General features: G+C 61.7%; 17 protein-coding genes and 1 other RNA gene. 15 read left to right on the top strand and 3 right to left on the bottom strand.

Going from position 1 to position 19,882, the window contains the following annotated elements; genetic code table 11:
- Nucleotides 1-28: 28 nt before the first annotated feature.
- The 3 genes from EFD56_RS29345 to EFD56_RS29325 form a co-directional block, all read right to left on the bottom strand.
- Nucleotides 29-979, bottom strand: coding sequence for a lytic transglycosylase domain-containing protein (locus EFD56_RS29345; protein WP_085742900.1), 951 nt, complete (start codon nt 977-979; stop codon nt 29-31).
- A gap of 475 nt (nt 980-1,454) precedes the next feature.
- Complete coding sequence (locus tag EFD56_RS29330) at nt 1,455-2,090, bottom strand: LysE family translocator (RefSeq protein ID WP_010003722.1); 636 nt, start codon at nt 2,088-2,090, stop codon at nt 1,455-1,457.
- 57 nt (nt 2,091-2,147) lie between these two features.
- The gene (locus EFD56_RS29325) at nt 2,148-3,359 is read right to left on the bottom strand and encodes a pyrophosphate--fructose-6-phosphate 1-phosphotransferase (RefSeq protein WP_085742899.1); all 1,212 of its coding nucleotides are present in this window, start codon (nt 3,357-3,359) and stop codon (nt 2,148-2,150) included.
- Nucleotides 3,360-3,830: 471 nt separating this feature from the next.
- Between EFD56_RS29325 and EFD56_RS29320 the strand changes: the two genes are divergently transcribed.
- The 15 genes from EFD56_RS29320 to ftsW all read left to right on the top strand — a co-directional run bounded on the left by EFD56_RS29320 (nt 3,831) and on the right by ftsW (nt 19,882).
- Nucleotides 3,831-4,538 (top strand): J domain-containing protein, encoded by a 708-nt coding sequence (locus EFD56_RS29320; RefSeq protein ID WP_012484511.1) that lies wholly within the window; start codon nt 3,831-3,833, stop codon nt 4,536-4,538.
- Nucleotides 4,535-5,296, top strand: a complete 762-nt coding sequence (locus tag EFD56_RS29315; protein WP_126906965.1) for an N-acetylmuramoyl-L-alanine amidase — start codon at nt 4,535-4,537, stop codon at nt 5,294-5,296. Before EFD56_RS29320 ends, EFD56_RS29315 begins: the two co-directional genes overlap by 4 nt.
- 262 nt (nt 5,297-5,558) lie before the next feature.
- Complete coding sequence (locus EFD56_RS29310; RefSeq protein WP_085742897.1) at nt 5,559-6,179, top strand: lytic transglycosylase domain-containing protein; 621 nt, start codon at nt 5,559-5,561, stop codon at nt 6,177-6,179.
- Nucleotides 6,180-6,254: 75 nt separating this feature from the next.
- Complete coding sequence (locus EFD56_RS29305) at nt 6,255-7,439, top strand: NAD(P)/FAD-dependent oxidoreductase (protein ID WP_085742896.1); 1,185 nt, start codon at nt 6,255-6,257, stop codon at nt 7,437-7,439.
- A 10-nt stretch (nt 7,440-7,449) separates the two neighbouring features.
- On the top strand, nt 7,450-8,625 hold the full coding sequence (locus tag EFD56_RS29300) for an NAD(P)/FAD-dependent oxidoreductase (RefSeq protein ID WP_085742895.1): 1,176 nt from the start codon (nt 7,450-7,452) through the stop codon (nt 8,623-8,625).
- Between the two features lie 51 nt (nt 8,626-8,676).
- Nucleotides 8,677-9,074: RNase P RNA component class A (rnpB, locus tag EFD56_RS29295), an RNA gene on the top strand.
- Nucleotides 9,075-9,499: 425 nt separating this feature from the next.
- On the top strand, nt 9,500-9,937 hold the full coding sequence (mraZ, locus tag EFD56_RS29290) for a division/cell wall cluster transcriptional repressor MraZ (RefSeq protein ID WP_164736880.1): 438 nt from the start codon (nt 9,500-9,502) through the stop codon (nt 9,935-9,937).
- Nucleotides 9,938-9,954: 17 nt separating this feature from the next.
- Nucleotides 9,955-10,980, top strand: a complete 1,026-nt coding sequence (gene rsmH, locus EFD56_RS29285; RefSeq protein ID WP_037140277.1) for a 16S rRNA (cytosine(1402)-N(4))-methyltransferase RsmH — start codon at nt 9,955-9,957, stop codon at nt 10,978-10,980.
- 1 nt (nt 10,981) lies between these two features.
- Nucleotides 10,982-11,464, top strand: a complete 483-nt coding sequence (gene ftsL, locus EFD56_RS29280) for a cell division protein FtsL (protein WP_004668831.1) — start codon at nt 10,982-10,984, stop codon at nt 11,462-11,464.
- Nucleotides 11,464-13,221 (top strand): peptidoglycan D,D-transpeptidase FtsI family protein, encoded by a 1,758-nt coding sequence (locus EFD56_RS29275; protein ID WP_037113024.1) that lies wholly within the window; start codon nt 11,464-11,466, stop codon nt 13,219-13,221. The genes ftsL and EFD56_RS29275 overlap by 1 nt, the downstream gene beginning before the upstream one ends.
- Nucleotides 13,222-13,227: 6 nt before the next feature.
- Nucleotides 13,228-14,748, top strand: coding sequence for a UDP-N-acetylmuramoyl-L-alanyl-D-glutamate--2,6-diaminopimelate ligase (locus EFD56_RS29270; RefSeq protein ID WP_183820574.1), 1,521 nt, complete (start codon nt 13,228-13,230; stop codon nt 14,746-14,748).
- Nucleotides 14,745-16,184: a UDP-N-acetylmuramoylalanyl-D-glutamyl-2,6-diaminopimelate--D-alanyl-D-alanine ligase gene (locus EFD56_RS29265; RefSeq protein ID WP_085742892.1), complete on the top strand. Its 1,440-nt coding sequence runs from the start codon at nt 14,745-14,747 to the stop codon at nt 16,182-16,184. The genes EFD56_RS29270 and EFD56_RS29265 overlap by 4 nt, the downstream gene beginning before the upstream one ends.
- 21 nt (nt 16,185-16,205) lie before the next feature.
- Entirely contained in the window at nt 16,206-17,306 is a 1,101-nt protein-coding gene (mraY, locus tag EFD56_RS29260; protein WP_004668823.1) for a phospho-N-acetylmuramoyl-pentapeptide-transferase, read from the top strand.
- A gap of 7 nt (nt 17,307-17,313) precedes the next feature.
- Nucleotides 17,314-18,726 (top strand): UDP-N-acetylmuramoyl-L-alanine--D-glutamate ligase, encoded by a 1,413-nt coding sequence (gene murD / locus EFD56_RS29255; protein WP_085742891.1) that lies wholly within the window; start codon nt 17,314-17,316, stop codon nt 18,724-18,726.
- Between the two features lies 1 nt (nt 18,727).
- Nucleotides 18,728-19,882, top strand: coding sequence for a putative lipid II flippase FtsW (gene ftsW / locus EFD56_RS29250; RefSeq protein ID WP_085742890.1), 1,155 nt, complete (start codon nt 18,728-18,730; stop codon nt 19,880-19,882).

The raw sequence follows: 19,882 nt of genomic DNA, 5'->3' as shown, positions 1-19,882 counted from the left end.
ATTGAAGCCGTTTTTCTGGGGGTAATTGTCAGTAATTGCCCTGGGCGACGTCGTTCATGCCCTTGCGCTTGGCGTCATAATAATAGCCTCGCGCATAGAGGCGGACGGCATCATCTTCCTTGTTGTCGGAGACGAGCCAGGCGCCACGCAGATATTTCGCGGCATATTTGATGTTGGTCTCGGCATCGAAGAGACCGCCCGGCGCGCCGTCATAGCCCATCGATTTGGCAGTGTTGTATTTGATCTGCATGAGGCCGAAATAACCGCGCTTGTTGTAGGCCTTCGGATTGTAGCGGCTCTCGCGATGAACGATGCGGTGGAGCAGCGTCTCGGGAATCTCGTAAATCTTCGAATATTTCTGGATGAGCTTGGTGACGAAACTTTTCTCGACGGTCGGCGCATCGTCCTTGTCGTCGTCGCTGAACATTGGAGGAGCCGTCGGCGGATCGATTGGCCCGGATTCGTCGAAGCCGTAATCCATGCTGGAACGCGGCGTCGTGTCGACTGCCGCAAGTGCTGCAAGCGCATTGTTCTGCGGGGTCGCGGCAAAGGCAAGCTGCGTCGCCGGCTGTGCCGGGGTCACCGGACGCGGCGTCGGCACCACCGACTGGATTGCCGTCATCTCAGGCGTCAGCGGGATCTGCGCATAGGCTGCCGGCTGGATGCCTGCCTGCATGGCGAGATCGGCGGGCTGAGACGCCGCAACCGTCGGCATCGCCGTTGCGGTCAGAGAGGAAGAGGTCTGGGTTTGCGGAAGCATGGCGCCGGCGACCGCCTGACCAGCTACGCCCTCGGCCGTCGGGATCGCGGCCAGTGTTGCTTCTTCGCCGGGCTTGGGTGTCGGCACGACGGTCTGCACGGCTGTCAGTTCGGCCTGAGAGGTGTGTTCGACGCTCGTGCAGCCAGCCATCACGCCACAGCAGAGCACCGTAGAAACGACAAGACTGCGTTTCAGGCCGGACAATCCGATCGCTACCATTCCGTCACTTTCGTGAAATCGCGCCGCCCCGGCAGCGTTATAAAAGTTACTAAAAAGCTTAAACCCTGCCGACCCCATTAACGTATTCGTGGCATTCCGGCAACCACGGAATATTTTTAGAGCCTTTCCCGGTCAGATTGCAGCATTCTGTTTGCTGAAACGGAGTCAGATGATCGACCGGCCGGCGCGCGTCGTAGCCCGGCTTTACGGCCAAGCCGGCCGGTCGATTAGCCGGCCCGTTTCAGCCAACCCTCCCGCAGATTTGCTAGGCAAATCTGCAAGACTCAATAGCGCCAGACACACTGATCGCTTCGCCGCGGCGAAGCGATCAGTGTGTCCGGTGGGCCGGGCATGTTTCCGCCAGGATCAGAGGCGATCGGCTCGGACATACCTTGTGGTGTGCCCATCGCCAATCGCCTCTGCCCTGACGAAAAACCTGCTCCGGCAGAATGCTGCAATCTGACCGGGAAGGGCTCTAAGCCGCAATACGGCGATAGCCGGCCGTTACGGCGCCAGCTGCGATCAGCAGGGTGCCGCCCGTGCGGTTTACGGCGCGCTGGACGCTCGCCTTGCGAATCAGTCCGCGCGCGCTATGGGCGAGAAAGGCGTAGGTGGAAGCGTTGAGGATCGCCAGCACGAGGAAGGTCGCTTCCATGATCGCCATCTGCCCGAAGAAGGGGAGGGCGGGGTCGAGGAATTGCGGCACGAAGGCGACAAAGAAGACGATACTCTTCGGATTGAGGGCGGTGACGACGTAAGCGTGGAGGAAAATCTTGAGCGATCTTTCCTCCGGAAGATTGTCGTTGTCGGCAACCGGCTCACCGATGATGGGAGCCCGCCAGAGCTTGATTCCGAGCCATATCAGGTAGGCGCCGCCGATCCACTTGAGGACAGTGAAAAGAGCGGCTGAGGCGGCGAGGACGGCGCCGAGACCAAAGAGCGAGGCCGTCATCGCGGTGAAGTCGCCAAGCGCCACACCGGTCACCGTCGCAAACGCCGTCCTGCGCCCATGGCCAAGCGCATAGGAGACGACGAGCAGTATCGTCGGTCCCGGTATGGCCAGCATAATGGCGGATGCGGCTGCAAAAGCGAGCCAGGCTTCAAGCGACATGGTGTCTCCTCCCATTCCTCAGGAACAAGCAAAGACACCATATTAACCATCCGTCAATCATGCTTCTTTGTATTTCTGGCCTATATTGTCCATGACTTCGGCAAACCATGCCGTCGAAAGGTCAAAAGCCTTTCCGCCCTTGATGCGCGGGAATTCTATAGTGCGCAATTTGCCATTCTGCGATTCATCATGGCCGGTGACGCCGGACACTTTATTGAGGGCGCTTTCGACGGCGAGATCGACCATGCTCTGGATCAATCGCAGGTCGTCGCCGTTTGCCGGCGCCGAGCGGGCGAAATAGCCCGATTTCTGCACGAGGGAACGCTCGGCGTTCAGGAGGCTGGCGAACTGCTTCTGGAACCATGCGCCGACGTTGATCGTGTCGATCTTGACATGGCCGAAGGCATCACGTTTGACGGTTTCGCCGGCGGCTTCGCGCTCGGCGACGATGGCGTCGAGGCAAGCGCCTTCCGACACGAAGACGGTAGCATGGCCGGTGCGATCCATGACTTCCTTCAGCCGGGCGGCCTCGGCATAGAGATCGAATGCCATTTCGGGCAGATAGACCGCGTCGATACCCTTCAGCTGCGCATCCATCATCAGACCGTCGACATATTGATTGCGGCTGGTGCGCTGAAGATAGGCCCGGGCGGTGGCGGCCGTCAGCCAACCGCAATGGCGTCCCATGACCTCATGGATGACGAGGGTGCGGGGGGCGGCGGTCTGCTCGTTGCCGACATTGTCGAAGAAATGGGCGCCAACTTCGGCGGCCGTCCAGGCGCCCAGCGACTGGCGGATCGGCACGACGTCGTTGTCGACCGTCTTCGGCAAGCCGACGACGGTCAGGTCGTAGCCGTTGGCGGCGAGGTAGGCCGCAAGGTCGGCGGCTGTGGTGTTGGTATCGTCGCCGCCGATCGTGTGGAGAATGGTGATGCCGTCATTGGCAAGGCGTTCGGCGGCGACCCTCAGCGGGTTCTCGCCTTCCTTGACGAGGCCGCGCTTGACGCAGTCGGCGGCATTGGTGAGCTTGACGCGGCTGTTTCCGATCGGCGAACCGCCATAGCGGTGTAGCAGCGGCGCCTTTTCACGCATCTGACGGGTGATCTCGATGCTGTCCCCGAGCAGTACGCCCTGGTAGCCGGACTTATAGGCGACGATATCGAGCTCGGGCGCAACGTCGCTGTAGCGTTCGATGAGGCCGCCGACGGCGGAGGAAAGACAGGGTGCGAGGCCTCCGGCGGTCAGCATTGCAACTTTCTGCTTGGCCATGATTCCTCCTATGGCGTTTCGATGCGGCGGCGCAGGCTAAGGCGCTTCGCATCGAACTTCTGTATGCGATGCGTTTGCCCATTGCTTGTGCATGCCGTGTCCCGGTGCCGCCGTAGAGTTCCGGGCGACATGCATCAGCGCATGGATGCGGCAGGGAACGGGGCCTGTAAAGTAAAGAATTTACGAAAAACGCCGCCTTTTCCCGCTTTGCGGCTGGAAGAGCTGATATAATCGTTTCAAGCGCGATACGCCGACCGAGAACTGTTGTGGAAATTGCGGCGTCGCGTCTCCGGCCAAGTGAGACCGGTGGGGCAGGGCGCGCATTCCCTCAATCGAAGTCGTTTGCTGCGGTGCGACAATTACCAAATCGTGAAAACTGTGTTCGCGCCTACGACCAATCGTCGCCTTGCAAAGGCTACGATTCTTTGGTCAAGCTGTTTGCTATAAGTTGACAAGTACGCGAGATTTTCGATGTCCTTCTGGGAAAAACTGGTGAATGCGATTGGCAATACTGCGGGCAATGCGCTGTCCGCGGTGATCGAGGCCATCCGCACGGTTTTCGAGGGCGATCCGGAGACACGGCGGAAAGTCGCTTTCTCGGTGGCGATCATCGCCCTTTCGGCGAAGATGGCCAAGGCCGACGGCATCGTCAGCGAGAAGGAGGTCGAGGCTTTCCGGGAAATCTTCGAGTTTCCGCAGGATCAGGCGAAGAACGTCGCCAGACTCTATAATCTCGCGCGTCAGGATGTTGCCGGCTATGAGGCCTATGCCGAACGTCTCTCGACGCTTTGCATTACCTGTGCTGCCAATTGCACAGTGCTGGAAGACGTGCTCGATGGCCTCTTCCATATCGCCAAGGCTGACGGGCTGATTCATGAGAAGGAATTGGATTTCCTGCGTCACATCGGCGAGATCTTCCAGATGAGCGAGACCCGCTTCGAGCAGATCGCCGCTCGCCATGTCTCGTCCGGCGGCGATCCCTACAAGGTGCTCGGCGTGTCGCCTTCCGACGATTTTCCGACGATCCGCCGCCGTTACCGTGGCCTCGTCAGCGAACATCATCCCGATCGACTGATTTCGCGCGGCGTGCCGAAGGAATTCCACGTGATTGCCAATGAACGGATGGCGGCACTTAACGCAGCCTATGAGGCAATCGAGAAGGAACGCCGCGCCGCATGACCTCCTTCGAGGCGGATTACGCGGGAACGTGCGTGCGGCCGTCGCCCAATCACGGGGAGCGAGCGGACGGCCGTCGCCCGGATATGATCTTGCTGCACTATACCGGCATGCCGACGCCGGATGGCGCGCTCGACTGGCTCTGCCGCGCCGAAAGCCAAGTTTCCAGCCATTATTTCGTGCATGAGAATGGCGAGGTAATTCAACTGGTGCCGGAGGGTAGGCGGGCGTGGCATGCCGGGAAGAGCCGCTGGCATGGCGAGAGCGACATCAATTCGCTGTCGATCGGCATTGAGATCGCCAATGCCGGCCATCCCGGCGGCCTTCCCGACTATCCGAAAGAGCAGATCGCGGCGGTGATCGAATTGTGTCGCGACTGTGTCAAACGTTGGTCGATTGCGCCCGAACGCGTGCTCGGGCATTCCGATGTCGCTCCGGTGCGCAAGGTCGATCCGGGCGAGAAATTTCCCTGGGCGGCTCTCTATCGCGCGGGTGTCGGGCATTGGGTCGAACCGGCGAAAATTACCGGCGGACGCTTCTTCCAGCGCGGTGACGCCGGCCAGCCGGTCGAAGCACTGCAGTCGATGTTGTCGCTCTATGGTTACGGCACTGAAATCACAGGTGAATTCTCCGAAAGGACGGCGGGCGACGTGGAGGCTTTCCAACGTCATTTCCGACCCGAACGGGTGGACGGCATCGCCGATTTCTCGACAATCGACACGTTGCACCGGCTACTGTCGGCCTTGCCACGTTATTCCTGATTCCTCGACAGTTACTGAAACGCCGAATTTCGCACTGCAGCGCGAAATTCGGCCTGCCACATCATTTCCCTATTATCTCCTCATTACGATGGTCTAAGAACCTCCGCCAAGCGGTACTCGGGGCTGTTTTCGAGTTAAACTGCGGGCGCTATGTGAAACGATAAGAATTGCCGCGGATCCAGATCGGTCATTGATCTGGTATTCATTCTGACAGCGAGGCGCGCCGTCCGGAAATTCTTTGGGTCGGAGTGTTCAAGACTACATGAGAAAACTGATTGTTGTTGCTGCAACATGCGCTGGCATGGTGCTGGCCGGAAATAGCTTTGCCTTTGCGAATGATTGGGGTGTGCGAGCTGATGCGCCGGTGAAGAAAGTCGAGCGTCCTTCGAAGAATACAGAGCGTCCGTTGAAGAAAGCGGAGCGTTCGGTCAAGCCGGCGAAGCGTCCGCTCAAGACGGCGGAACGCACACTGAAGACGGTCGAGCGCCAGAGCGGTTATCCCGTCGCCAATGTTTCCGGCAATTCCTATTCCGCACTGATCAGCAAATATGCGAACCAATATAATGTACCGGTTGCGCTTGCGACCGCTGTCATCCGTATCGAAAGCAATTTCAATCCGAATGCGCGCGGCAGCCACGGTGAAATCGGCCTTATGCAGATAAAGCCTGCAACTGCCCGCATGATGGGCTATTCCGGCAGCGCCAAGGGCCTGTTCGATCCGGAAACCAACATCAAGTACGGCATGAAATACCTGGCTGCCGCCCATGATCTCGGTGGTGGCGAGACCTGCAACACCATCCTCAAATACAATGCCGGTCATGGCGCCACGCGCATGAACCCGGTGTCCAAGTCCTATTGCGGCAAGGTTCTCGCAATGCTCTGAAGCGCTTATTCCTGACAAGAGCTGGATGATTCAAGATGATTGCCATGGTATCGCTGGAATATAGCGAGGTGGGATATGGCAGTCGATTTCAGGTTCATCATCATCGGACGCGGCATGATGGGTGCCGCGGCCGCCCGGCATCTCTCTGCGATAGCTGACGGCATCGCGCTGATCGGCCCGCGCGAGCCGGCTGAGCGCAAATCGCATGACGGCGTCTTCGCCAGCCATTACGACGAAGCGCGCATCACCCGGACATTCGACGGCAATCTGGCCTGGGGAAGTTTCGCAGCCCGCGCGCTCGACCGCTACCGTGCGATCGAGGCAAAGAGCGGCATTTCCTTCTTTTCGGAAGTTGGCTGCCTGTTTGCGGCCCCTGAGAAGAGCGAGCAGGATTACATCGATCGGGCGTTGACCGTCAGCCGGACGCTCGGCAGCGAGATCGAGACCATCGCATCGTCGGACCTTTCGCGGCGCTTTCCCTATCTTGCCGTCGATGCCGATTTCAGCGGCTATTTTGAACGCAAGCGCGCCGGCCATATCAATCCGCGGGCGCTCGTGCGCGCCCAGGCTAAGCTCGCGGAACAGGGTGGCGTTACGCTGATCGAGGCAACAGCGACATCCGTGCGCGACGCCGGTGCCCATGTCGAGGTGACGGTCGACGGGAGGCGTTACAGCGCCGAGAGGGTCCTGGTGGCGGCTGGCGGCTTCAGCAATTTCCATGCGCTGCTGCCGCGCCCCGTTGACACCCGGGTGATGGCGCGCACGGTTGTTTTCTATAAAATCGGCGAGCGCGAGATGGCGGTCTTCGGCGACATGCCGTCGACGATCGTGCTCGGCGAGCGGGAAGAGGATCACATTTATATTCTGCCGCCGGTGCGTTATCCCGACGGCAAGATCTATCTGAAGCTCGGCGGCGATACCGAGACGCTTTCCATCGATCGGCTGGAGGATGCCGGCGCGTGGTTCCGTTCGGACGGCAGCGCTGCCGAGCGCGATCATCTCTGCCGCATCGCCCTGCAACTGATGCCGGCGCTTGCCGGCTGCCCGGTCACGTCGGGTCCGTGCGTGGCGAATTTCACGCCGACCGGTTATCCCTATGCCGGGTTTACGCAGTCGCCACGCATCGCGGTTCTGACCGGCGGCAATTTCGTCGCCGCCAAATCCTCCGACGAACTCGGGCGGCTGGGCGCCGTACTGCTGACGGAAGGCGTACTCGGTGAAGCGGATTTCGGCGGCGAGCTGACGCCGATCTTTGCCTGAAGGGAAGCGCATGGCAGTCGTTTTCAAATATATTGTCGTCGGCCGCGGGTTGATGGGGGCGGCAGCTGCCCGGCATCTGGCTCGGCAGACGGACGGCGTGGCGGTGATCGGGCCGGACGAGCCGGCCAATCGCAAGACGCATCAGGGCGTTTTTGCCAGCCACTACGACGAGGGGCGCATCACCCGCACCATTGATCCCGACCGCAACTGGGCGCTGCTCGCCAACCGCTCGATCGGACGCTACGGCGAGATCGCTCGCGAAAGCGGCATCGATTTCTATCGGGAGGTCGGCTGCGTCGTCGTCGCGCCCAATGGAAGCGATTATCTCGGCAGAAGCAGGCAGGCCGCCGTTTCGCTGGGTGTCGAAACCAGCCTTCTCGACGAAGGGGCGTTGCAAGGCGCCTTCCCCTTCTTCGCCTTTGCTTATGGCTGCGCCGGCGTCTTCGAGGCGAAGGGGGCCGGGCATATCAGCCCGCGCAAGCTGGTCAAGGCACAGTCGCTGCTGGCGGAAAAAGCCGGCGCCGTAGTCATCCGCGACAATGTTGCCTCGATCCGCGAGGAGGGTGGTTCGGCCGTCGTCAGGACCGCCGGCGGCTTGGCCTATCGTGCTGAAAAGGTGCTGCTGGCCGCGGGAGGATTTTCCATTGCGGAGAATCTGTTACCGCGTCCGGTTGAGATGACGGTTTATGGCCGGACGGTAACGCTTTTCGAAGTGAGCGAAGCCGATGCCATCCACCTGGCCGCCATGCCGTCGCTTATTCTCGATGTGCCCGGCATCCATATCTACCTGCTGCCGCCGATCCGTTATCCCGACGGCAAATTCTATCTGAAGATCGGCGGTGACCCCGACGATCTGGCGCTTAGCAACGAGACGGAGATGCGTGCCTGGTTCAGGACCGAAGGGCGGGAGAGCGTGCGGGCGCATCTTCAACGCATTGTCGCTGATCTTGCGCCCGATCTGACGCCGCTTTCGACCTCGACGGCCGCCTGTGTCGTGTCCCAGACGCAAAGCGGCTATCCGATGATCGGCTATACGTCTTCGCCTGTCATCGCCGTGATGACGGGCTGCGCCGGCACGTCGGCCAAGAGTTCGGACGAAATCGGCAGGCTCGGGGCCGAACTGCTTTTGTCGGGCAGAATCAGCGAACAGGGCTACTCCACGCATTTCACACCGCAATTTCGTTAAGCCTATCGTTTTCGGTGGCAATTGCGATCTCCCTCGTTTATGGGAGCCCTGCCAGTTGGCCGGGCAGCCGCGCTTTACCAATGCCGAAAGGCGGTAAGGTGAGGAAAGTCCGGGCTCCACGGAGACACGGTGCCGGATAACGTCCGGCGAGGGCGACCTCAGGGAAAGTGCCACAGAAAGCAAACCGCCTGTCATGACAGGTAAGGGTGAAAGGGTGGGGTAAGAGCCCACCGCATCTCCGGCAACGGAAATGGCACGGTAAACCCCACCGGGAGCAAGACCGAATAGGGATGACGCGGCGGGCCGAAAGGCCCTCCGGCCGGTTTCCAGGCCAGTCATCCGGGTGGGTTGCGTGAGGCAGCGTGCGAGCGCTGTCCCAGAGGAATGGCTGCCACGTTCCGGTTCACGCCGGAGCCATACAGAACCCGGCTTACAGGCCAACTGGCGATTAACTTTCGTGGCGCGAAAACCTCTGATTTGACGAATCACCTCCAGGTAAGCCGCTGAAATCGAAAGTTTTCAAGCTGATGCTCATGAAATCCTCTGCGCGGAGATTGTTTTTGCGAAAGCACCGTCGCGCGCTCTTGCGGCAGGGTGATCCTAACTCTTTGTTAAACTTAACGGCTTATAAATTTTTGATCATGCGTCTATTGCAAAACAGGCGCATCCCATTGACGCCCATATGGTCCCATGCTATCCCAAATGCGCACTGCACCAGGGCAATCACCTGCCCATTCATCGCAAAGCAAAGGCGTCTTCCTCTCCGGAAGCGTTGGGTGGGACCTTTCTCATCCGGCTTGCGAAGCTGTGCCTGATATGGGGAGTTTCGGGCGTCTTTTGGTCCGGATCCCTGCGGGAACGGATGTTTCGTGTCATGAGCCGCTTCCTTTCGAATGCGACCAACAGGATCGATGCCAAGGGCAGGGTTTCCGTGCCTTCGGCCTTTCGTTCCGTGCTGGCGCAGCGCAATATCCAGGAGCTTTACTGCTTTCAGGATTTTGTGTTTCCGGCGATCAGCGTCGGCGGTTTGGATCTTCTCGAGAGATTCGAGCGGCAGATCGCTGCGGAAGATCCGTTTTCGCCGGACGCGAACGAGATGTCGCTTCTGATTCACGGGGGCGGGGTCTTCATGAGGCTCGATGCCGAGGGGCGGCTGATGGTCACGGATTTCATCCGCGGCTTCACCGGCATCTCGGACGAAGTGACCTTCGTCGGTCGAGCGGATCATTTTCAGCTCTGGCAGCCGCAGGCATTTCTGGCGGCGCAGGCGCAGGCACGAGGGGAGCGCAAGCTGGCGGGCAAGCGTTCCTAAAAGGACGAGGGAACGGAATGGCGGCGAATCCTGGCGGAGGTTCAACTGATGCCGGCGGCGGACCGGTTCGTCACATTCCTGTTCTTCTCGAAGAGGTCCTTGCGGCGCTGGCGCCCGCGCCCGGGAAGCTCATTCTCGACGGTACGTTCGGTGCGGGTGGCTATACCTCGGCCATCCTTGCCGCCGGTGCCGAGGTGATTGCGCTCGATCGCGATCCGACGGCGATTGCGGCGGGGCAGGCGATGGTCGCCGCCCATGGCGGCCGTCTCAAGCTTGTTCATTCGCAATTCTCGCATCTTGCAGATCATGCGCCGCAGGGCGGCCTCGATGGCGTCGTTCTCGACATCGGCGTTTCCTCCATGCAGCTCGATGAGGCCGAGCGCGGCTTCTCCTTCCAGAAGAACGGGCCGCTCGACATGCGCATGTCGGCGACAGGCGTTTCGGCCGCCGACGTCGTCAATCGCGCCAAGGTCGCCGATCTCATCCGTATCTTCCATTTTCTCGGCGAGGAGAGCCAGGCGCCGCGCATCGCGCATGCGATCGAGAAGCGTCGTGCCGAAAAGCCGTTCGAGACAACACGCGATCTTGCCGGTCTCATCGAATTGGTCACGCCGCGCAAGATGAAGGACAAGATCCATCCGGCGACGCGCGTCTTCCAGGCGCTGCGCATCTTCGTCAACGACGAGCTCGGCGAACTGGCGCAGGCATTGTTTGCGGCGGAAACGGTGCTGAAGCCCGGCGGACGGCTCGTCGTCGTCACCTTCCATTCGCTTGAAGACCGCATCGTCAAGAAGTTCTTCTCCGATCGTGCCGGCAAGGCGTCGGGTTCGCGGCACCTGCCGGCCGCGCATGAGCGGGCGGCAACCTTTACGACTGTGGGCAAATCGATGGTTTCGGCAAGCGAAGCGGAGGCCGAGAGCAATCCGCGCGCCCGCTCGGCCAAGCTGCGCGCCGGCCAGAGAACGGCGGCCGCCGCCGAGGCCGCCGATATGTCGCTCTTTGGATTTCCCAATCTGGCCAGCCTTGGAAAGCTTGGAGGTTGATATGCTGAAAACGTTCGATCTCGTGCTCATCGGCGTCATGACGGCAACTGCTGCCGTTACCTACACGATCAAGCATCGCGCCGAATTGAAGCTCGAGGAGGTCCATCGCCTCGAAGCCGAAATCAAACTCGAGAAGGATACGATCGATCTTCTCAAGGCCGACTGGGCCCTGCAATCGCAGCCGAACCGGCTGGAGCGGCTGGTCAAGGCCTATGATGACGAATTGCAGCTGCAGCCGACTGAATCGACGGCGCTGGTGCATGCCAAGGAATTGCCGATGCTGAAATCCGAGGTTCCCTTGCCTGACGTGACGGAGGCCAAAGCCAGCGCCAAAGGCGCGACCGTGGCCAGCGCCAAGGGCGCGACCGTGGCCGGCGCCAAGGGTGCCACGGCGAAAGCGCAGCCCATCCCGGTGCCCGCGCCGCACGCTGGGGCCGAGGATGACGCAGATGCAGACGAGATCGAAACGGGGTCGGTGGAATAATGTCGTTTCTTTCCCGCATCATGGTTTTGAAGAGCCAGGCGCATTTCTCCGCCGGCGTCTATAATCGTTTCGGCGGCCCTTCCGCCGGCGTGGCGATCGAGGGGACGCGCAAGAAGAAGTCGGGGCAGGCAAAGAGCCGTGTCGGCCTGCTGATCCTCGGTTTCATGGGTGTCTACGTCGTCATCGGCGGCCGCCTGGTCGAATATGCGATGAAGGATCAGGAGGTCGTCTCCAGCATCCTGCCTCCCGACCGGCTGATGGCATCGCGCCCCGATATTCTCGACCGCAATGGCGAGGTGCTGGCGACCGATATCCGCACCGTCTCGCTGTTTGCCGAGCCGAACAAGATCGTCGATCCCGACGAGGCGGTCGAGAAACTTGCGACGGTTCTGCCCGAGCTCGATGTCAAGGACACCTACAAGAAACTCTCGGTCAAAACATCGCATTTCGCCTGGCTGCGCCGGCAGTTGACGCCGAAGCAGCAGAGCCAGATCCTGGCGCTCGGCATTCCCGGCATCGGCTTCCGGCCGGAGAAGCGCCGCTTCTATCCGGGTGGATCGACCGCCGCGCACATCCTTGGTTACGTCAACATCGACAACCGCGGCGTGGCCGGGATGGAGAAGTTCATCGACGACCAAGGGCTCGCCGATCTCGCCTCGGTCGGCATGACCAGCGATCAGCCGCTCGAGCCGGTGCGGCTGTCGATCGATCTGCGCGTCCAGAACATCGTCCGTGACGCCGTCGTCAACGCCGTCAACAATTTCCAGTCCAAGGGGGCGGGTGCAGCTGTCATCGACGTGCACACCGGCGAAGTGCTGGCAATGGCATCGGCACCGGATTTCGATCCGAACGATCCGCAGGAGGGCGCCAAGGAGGGCTGGCTCAACCGGATGACCAACGGCACCTTCGAAATGGGGTCGACCTTCAAAACCTTTTCGCTGGCAATGGCGCTTGATACCGGCAAGGTGAAGATGTCCGACACGTTCGATGCCAGCAAGCCGATCTATATCGGCGGCTTCACCATCCACGATTTTCACGGGCAGCGCCGCTGGCTGACCGTGCCTGAAATTTTCCAGTACTCGTCGAATATCGGCACGGCGCGCGTCATCGACATCGTCGGCATCGATGCGCAGAAGGACTATCTGAACAAGCTCGGCCTGCTGACGAAGATGCAGACCGAATTGCCAGAGGTGAAGATGCCGACCCAGCCGCGGGTGTGGAAGAAGATCAATTCGATCACCATTTCCTTCGGTCATGGGGTCTCGACGACGGCGCTGCAGACCGGGGTGGCGGCGGCCGCTCTCGTCAATGGCGGCAAGCTGATCGAGCCGACATTCCTGCCGCGCACGCGCGAAGAGGCCGACCAGATCGCCAAGCAGGTGATTAAGAAGTCGACCAGCGACGAAATCCGCTATCTCCTCGATTTCAACGGTTTCAAGGGTTCGGGACGCGTCGCGCGTGTGCCGGGTTTTGCCGTCGGCAGCAAGACCGGCACGGCCGACAAGGTCGTGAACGGGCGTTATTCCGCAACGCTGAACTTCAATTCCTTCATCGCCGCCTTCCCGATCAACGACCCCAAATATGCGGTGATCACCTTCTGTGACGAGCCGAAGACCGGCGAGAAACAATATGGTGGAACGATCTCCGCCGGTACCGCCGGCCCGATCGCCCGCGAGATCATCAGCCGCGCCGCTCCCATTCTCGGCATCGAGCCGAAATTCGGGGAGGGTGGTTCGGCCTTGCTGGTGTCTTATTGAGCGTGAATGAATATCGACGCCGATTCGCGAGGGGCGGACCGGCTTCAAGAGGGAAAAGTCCATTCGATGAAATTGCGAGACCTGGCCGGAGATCAGTTTCCGGAACTTGAAGCACAGCTCGAAGGCCCGGTAGGCCTGCTCGATATCTCCGGCCTGTCTTCGGACAGCCGCAAGGTCGCGCCGGGCAATGCCTTCGTCGCGGTCGCCGGCACCAAGGCGGACGGCGCGGGCTTCATCGCGGATGCCGCCGCCCGGGGGGCTGTCGTCGCGATCGCCTCCCAGCCCGTCGATGCTGCTATTCCGGTGCTTGCGGTCAAGGAGCCGCGTCGCTTCCTTTCGATCGCCGCCGCGCGGTTTTATGGCAGGCAGCCCGAGACCATGGTCGCCGTCACCGGAACGGCAGGCAAGACCTCCGTCGCCTCGTTCACCCGGCAAATCTGGGCGCATGCGGGCCATGCCGCCGCGATGATCGGCACGACAGGAGTCGTTTCGCCGACGCGCAACGAATATGGCGCGCTGACCACCCCGGATCCTGTCTCCCTGCACAAGCTGCTGGCCGAACTTGCCGACGAAGGCGTCACGCATGCGTCGATGGAGGCTTCCAGCCACGGTCTCGACCAGAGCCGGCTTGACGGCGTAAAGCTTTCGGCCGCCGCCTTCACCAATCTCGGCCGCGACCACATGGATTATCATCCGACCGTCGAGGCCTATATGGCCGCCAAGATGCGGCTCTTCGATACGCTGCTGCCGAAGGGTGCACCGGCGGTGATCTTTGCCGACGATCCGTGGTCGGCCCAAGCGGTCAAGGCGGCGGCCGATGCCGGTCACGATGTCCGCACCGTCGGGCGCAAGGGCGATTACCTCACGCTAAAACGCGTCGAGCATTTCCGCCATAAGCAGACGGCCGAAATCCATATCGGCGACGAGATCTTCGAAGTGGACATTCCGCTGGCCGGCGATTTCCAGGTCGCCAACGCGCTGGTCGCCGCAGGGCTTGCCATGTCGACCGGCGTCGCGCCGAAAGCTGCAATGGCCGCGCTCGAAAAACTCGTCGGTGCGTCCGGCCGCCTCGAGCTCGTCGGCCATACGAAAGATGGTGCTCTCGCCTATGTCGACTATGCCCATAAGCCGGATGCCCTGGAAAACGTGCTGAATTCGGTCCGGCCTTTCACGACCGGCCGCGTCGTCGTCGTCTTCGGCTGCGGCGGCGACCGCGACCGCGGCAAGCGGCCGATCATGGGCGAAATCGCCTGCCGGCTCGCCGATGTCGTCATCGTCACCGACGACAATCCGCGCTCGGAGGAGCCGGCCGCGATCCGCTCCGAGATCATGGCGGCAGCGGCTTGCGCCTCGGAAATCGGTGATCGCGCCACGGCGATCCGTGAGGCAGTCGGCATGCTGACATCCGGCGATACGCTGATCGTCGCCGGCAAGGGGCATGAGGAGGGGCAGACGATCGGGAGCGTCACATTGCCGTTCTCCGATCATGCGGAGGTGCGAAAGGCCTTGGAGGAACTGAAATCTTGAGCTGGCTCTGGACGACCGAAGACATGATCGCAGCGATGGCGGGGCGCCCCTTCGGCGCGCTGCCGGAAGGCATCACCGGCATTTCCATCGACAGCCGCTCGATTGCATCAGGCGAAGCCTTCTTCGCGATCAAGGGCGACCGGGTCGACGGCCATGACTATGCGTCGATGGCGATGGCGAACGGCGCTTCGCTTCTCGTCGTCAGCGAGGCGAGGCTTCCGGCCATGGGCCGCCTGACGGTGCCGATGATCGTCGTCGACGACGTGCTCGCGGCACTCGGGCGTCTCGGGCAGGCCTCCCGCGAGCGCTCGCGCGCAAAAATCATCGCAGTGACGGGGTCGGTCGGCAAGACCACCACCAAGGAAATGCTGCGGCACGTGCTGTCGCCCTCCGGCAAGGTGCATGCCTCCGTCGCTTCCTTCAACAACCACTGGGGCGTGCCGCTGACGCTGGCGCGCATGCCTGACGACACGGATTACGGCGTCTTCGAAGTCGGAATGAACCATCCGGGCGAGATCCGGCCGCTGGTGGCGATGATCCGCCCCGATGTCGCCGTCATTACGACGATCGCGCCGGCCCATCTAGGCAATTTCAAGAGCATCAAGGAGATTGCCGCCGCCAAGGCCGAGATCTTCGAGGGACTCGAATCGGGCGGCCATGTCGTGCTCAACCGCGACAACGACCAGTTCAATTTCCTCGACCGCACCGCGCAATCGCTCGGCGTCGAGCATATCCATTCCTTCGGCCAGCATGCCAAGGCCGAATTCCGGCTCGCCGAATTCAACGGTTCTGACGAGAATTCGACGCTGTGGCTGACGATCGGCGGCGAGACGCTGGAAGTGGCGATCGGCGCGCCGGGACGTCATATCGCCGAGAATGCGCTTGCCGCCCTCGGCGTCGTCAGGATCGTCGGCGCCGACCTGGAGAAGGCGATCGCAGCACTTGCGACGCTGAAGCCGGAAAAGGGCAGGGGCAAGCGTCACCGCCTTTCGATCGGCAACGGCAACGGCAGCTTCACGCTGATCGACGAGAGCTACAATGCCAACCCGGCCTCGATGCGCGCGGCGATCGCGCTGCTGGCGGCCGCCGAGCCGACCGGCCGCGGACGCCGCATCGCCGTGCTCGGCGACATGCTCGAAATGGGCGAGTATGCCGAGAAGGTTCACACCGATCTCGCCGGGCCGCTGCTTGCGGCCGGCATCGAACATGTCTGGCTCGCAGGCGCCGACATGGCCGCGCTGAAGGAATCATTGCCAGAAAGCGTCCATGTCGAGTACCGCGAAAAGACCAGCGAATTGACGGATTATGTCCTGAACGCGGTTGCGCCAGGCGACGTGTTGATGGTGAAATCGTCTCTGGGCATCGGTTTCGGCAAGATCGTCGCCGCGCTTCTTGACAAGTTCCCGGCATTTTCCGACACGCAACGCGAACTTTGACCGGGTAACAAGGGGCCCTGAATGCTGATCTGGCTTGTCGAACTGTCGGAATATTTCAAATTTCTGAACCTGTTCAGATATATTACCTTCCGCACGGGCGCCGCTCTCTTCACCTCCGCATTGATCGTGTTCCTGTTCGGGCCGACCATCATCAATTCGCTGCGCATCCGCCAGGGCAAGGGCCAGCCGATCCGCGCCGACGGGCCGCAGACGCATTTCAAGAAGGCCGGCACGCCGACCATGGGCGGGCTGATGATCCTTGCCGGCATCGTCGGAGCGTCACTGCTCTGGGCCGATCTTTCCAACGTCTATGTCGTCGCCACGCTGTTGGTGACGCTCGGCTTCGGCGCGATCGGCTTCTATGACGATTATCTCAAGGTGACCAAGCAGAGCCACAAGGGCTTTTCCGGCAAGGCGCGTCTCGGCATCGAATTCATCATCGCCGGCATCGCCGTCTATTTCATGATGCGCACCGCCCTTGCCTCAGGGACTGCCGGCTCGACCTTCGGCTCCTCGATCGCCTTTCCCTTCTTCAAGGACTTCCTGATCAATCTCGGCATCATGTTCGTGGTGTTCGGCGGCTTCGTCATCGTCGGCGCCGGCAATGCCGTCAACCTGACCGACGGCCTGGATGGGCTCGCCATCGTGCCCGTGATGATCGCCGCCGCCTCCTTCGGCGTCATCGCCTATCTCGCCGGCAACGTGGTGTTTGCGAACTACCTGCAGATCAATTTCGTGCCCGGCACCGGCGAGCTTGCCGTCGTGCTCGGCGCCGTGATCGGCGCGGGCCTCGGCTTTCTCTGGTTCAACGCGCCGCCGGCCGCCATCTTCATGGGCGACACCGGTTCGCTGGCGCTTGGCGGTACGATCGGCACCGTCGCCGTCGCCACCAAGCACGAGATCGTCATGGCGATCATCGGCGGCCTCTTCGTCATGGAGACGCTCTCGGTCATCATCCAGGTCGGCTTCTTCAAGATGACCGGCCGGCGCGTCTTTCTGATGGCGCCGATCCACCATCACTTTGAGAAGAAGGGCTGGACGGAAAGCCAGGTGGTAATCCGCTTCTGGATCATCGCCGTCGGCCTGGCGCTGCTCGGCCTTTCGACCCTGAAGCTGCGGTGAGGCGGCAATGATCCCGGTCACCACGCTGAAAGACAGGAAGGTCGCGCTCTTCGGGCTCGGCGGCTCCGGCTTTGCCACCGCGCGGGCGCTGAACCTGGGCGGCGCCCGTGTGACCGCCTGGGACGACAACCCTGACAGCGTCGCGAAGGCCGCGGCAGAAGGCATCCACACCGAGGATCTGCACACGATCGACTGGAGCCAGCAGTCGCTTTTCGTGCTTTCGCCCGGCGTGCCGCTCACCCATCCGAAGCCGCACTGGACGGTCGATCTGGCGCGCGCCGCCGGCGTCGATATCGTCGGCGACGTCGAGCTCTTCGTGCGCGAGCGCCGCGCCCACGCGCCTGATTGCCCCTTCATCGCCATCACAGGCACCAACGGCAAATCGACGACGACGGCGCTGATCGCCCATATCCTGAGATCAGCAGGTTACGACACACAGCTCGGCGGCAATATCGGCACGGCCGTGCTGACGCTCGATCCGCCGAAGGCAGAACGTTATTACGTCGTCGAATGCTCCTCCTACCAGATCGATCTGGCGCCGACGCTGAACCCGTCGGCCGGCATCCTGCTCAATCTGACGCCCGATCACCTCGACCGTCACGGCACCATGCAGCATTATGCCGACGTAAAGGAGCGGCTGGTCGCCGGCAGCGATGTCGCGGTCGTCGGCATTGACGACAGCCATTCGGCGCTGATCGCCGACCGCGTGCAGCGAGCCGGCGTCAAGGTGGTCCGCATCTCGCGCCGCAACGTGGTGGCCGATGGCATCTATGCCGAGGGCACGAGACTCGTTCAGGCCGCCGGCGGCGCCATGCTGCCCTTCGTCGATCTCGACGGCATTCAGACGCTGCGCGGCAGCCACAATGCGCAGAATGCCGCGGCTGCCGTCGCCGCCTGCCTTGCGGTCGGTGTGTCCGCCGACGACATTCGCGCCGGCCTTGCCTCATTTCCCGGTCTCAAACATCGCATGCAGCCGGTCGGCCGACGCGGCCGTGTCGTCTTCGTCAACGATTCCAAGGCCACCAATGCCGATGCGGCGGCGCCGGCCCTGTCGAGCTACGACCGTATCTACTGGATTGCCGGCGGCCTGCCGAAATCTGGCGGCATCACGACGCTTGCCCCTTATTTTCCGCGTATCGCCAAGGCCTACCTGATCGGCGAGGCGGCGGCGGAATTCGCGGCGACCCTCGGCGAGGCCGTGCCCTACGAAATTTCCGGCACGCTGGAGCGCGCCGTCGCGCATGCCGCAGCCGACGCGGATCGCGACGAGGCGGCTGCTTCGGCCGTGATGTTATCCCCGGCTTGCGCAAGCTTCGACCAGTATAAGAACTTCGAAGTCAGGGGCGATGCCTTCGTCAGCCACGTGGCGGCACTTGACGGAATGACGATGCTGATCGGTCCTGTAGCAGGAGAGAAATGACATGGTAAGCCGCGCGGAACGTGGGCCTCTGGCCGATTGGTTCTGGACCATCGACCGCTTCTTCCTGGCGATGTTCATCTTCCTGATGGGCATCGGCTTCATGCTGTCGTTTGCGGCATCTCCCGCGGTCGCCGAACGTATCGGACTCGAGCCTTTCCACTTCGTCAAGCGCCATGCCGCTTTCATGATCCCGTCGATCGCCGTCATGCTCGGATTGTCCTTCCTGACACCGCGCCAGGTGCGGCGGACCGCGATCCTGCTCTTGATCATCTCGCTCGCCATGATGGTGCTGGTGCTGTTCGTCGGGCAGGAGGTCAAGGGCGGTAGGCGCTGGATCTGGATCGCCGGCCTTTCCATCCAGCCCTCGGAATTCATGAAGCCTGCCTTCGTCGTCGTCTGTGCATGGTTGTTTGCCGAACATGCGCGCCAGCCGGAAATTCCCGGCAACCTCTTTGCCATCATCCTGTTCGGCATCGTCGCGGCGCTTCTCGTTGCGCAGCCGGACCTCGGCCAGACCATCCTGACGACCGCCGTCTGGGGCGGCATGTTCTTCATGGCCGGCATGCCATGGATCTGGATCATGCTGCTCGGCATTGGCGGCGTCGGCGGCCTTTTCACCGCCTATTACGTCTTTCCGCACGTGGCGCTGCGCATCGACAAGTTCATGACCGGCGAGGGCGACACGTTCCAGATCGACACGGCGCGCGAGGCGATCATCCGCGGCAGCTGGTTCGGCCAGGGACCGGGCGAAGGCATCGTCAAGCGCATCATTCCGGACGCGCATACCGACTTCATTTTTTCTGTCGCAGCCGAGGAATTCGGCATCGTCTTCTGCATGGCGCTCGTTGCGCTGTTCACGGTGCTGGTGCTGCGCGGCCTCTCGCATGCCTATCGCGAACGCAACGACTTCAACCGCTTTGCCGTCGCCGGTCTGGTGCTGCAGATGGGCATCCAGTCTATCATCAATATCGGCGTCAATCTCGAATTGCTGCCGGCAAAGGGCATGACGCTGCCGCTGATTTCCTACGGCGGTTCGTCCATGGTGGCGATCTGCGTCACCGCCGGTTTCATTCTGGCGCTGACGCGCCATCGCCCGGAAAAACGCGCGCAGGAGCGGAGCCTTTTCCGCGTCCCGCACGGCATGCCGGCGGAGTAA

Source organism: Rhizobium phaseoli (genome assembly GCF_003985125.1).
Taxonomy (GTDB): Bacteria; Pseudomonadota; Alphaproteobacteria; order Rhizobiales; family Rhizobiaceae; genus Rhizobium; species Rhizobium phaseoli.
This window is presented reverse-complemented; position numbering and strand designations above follow the sequence as displayed.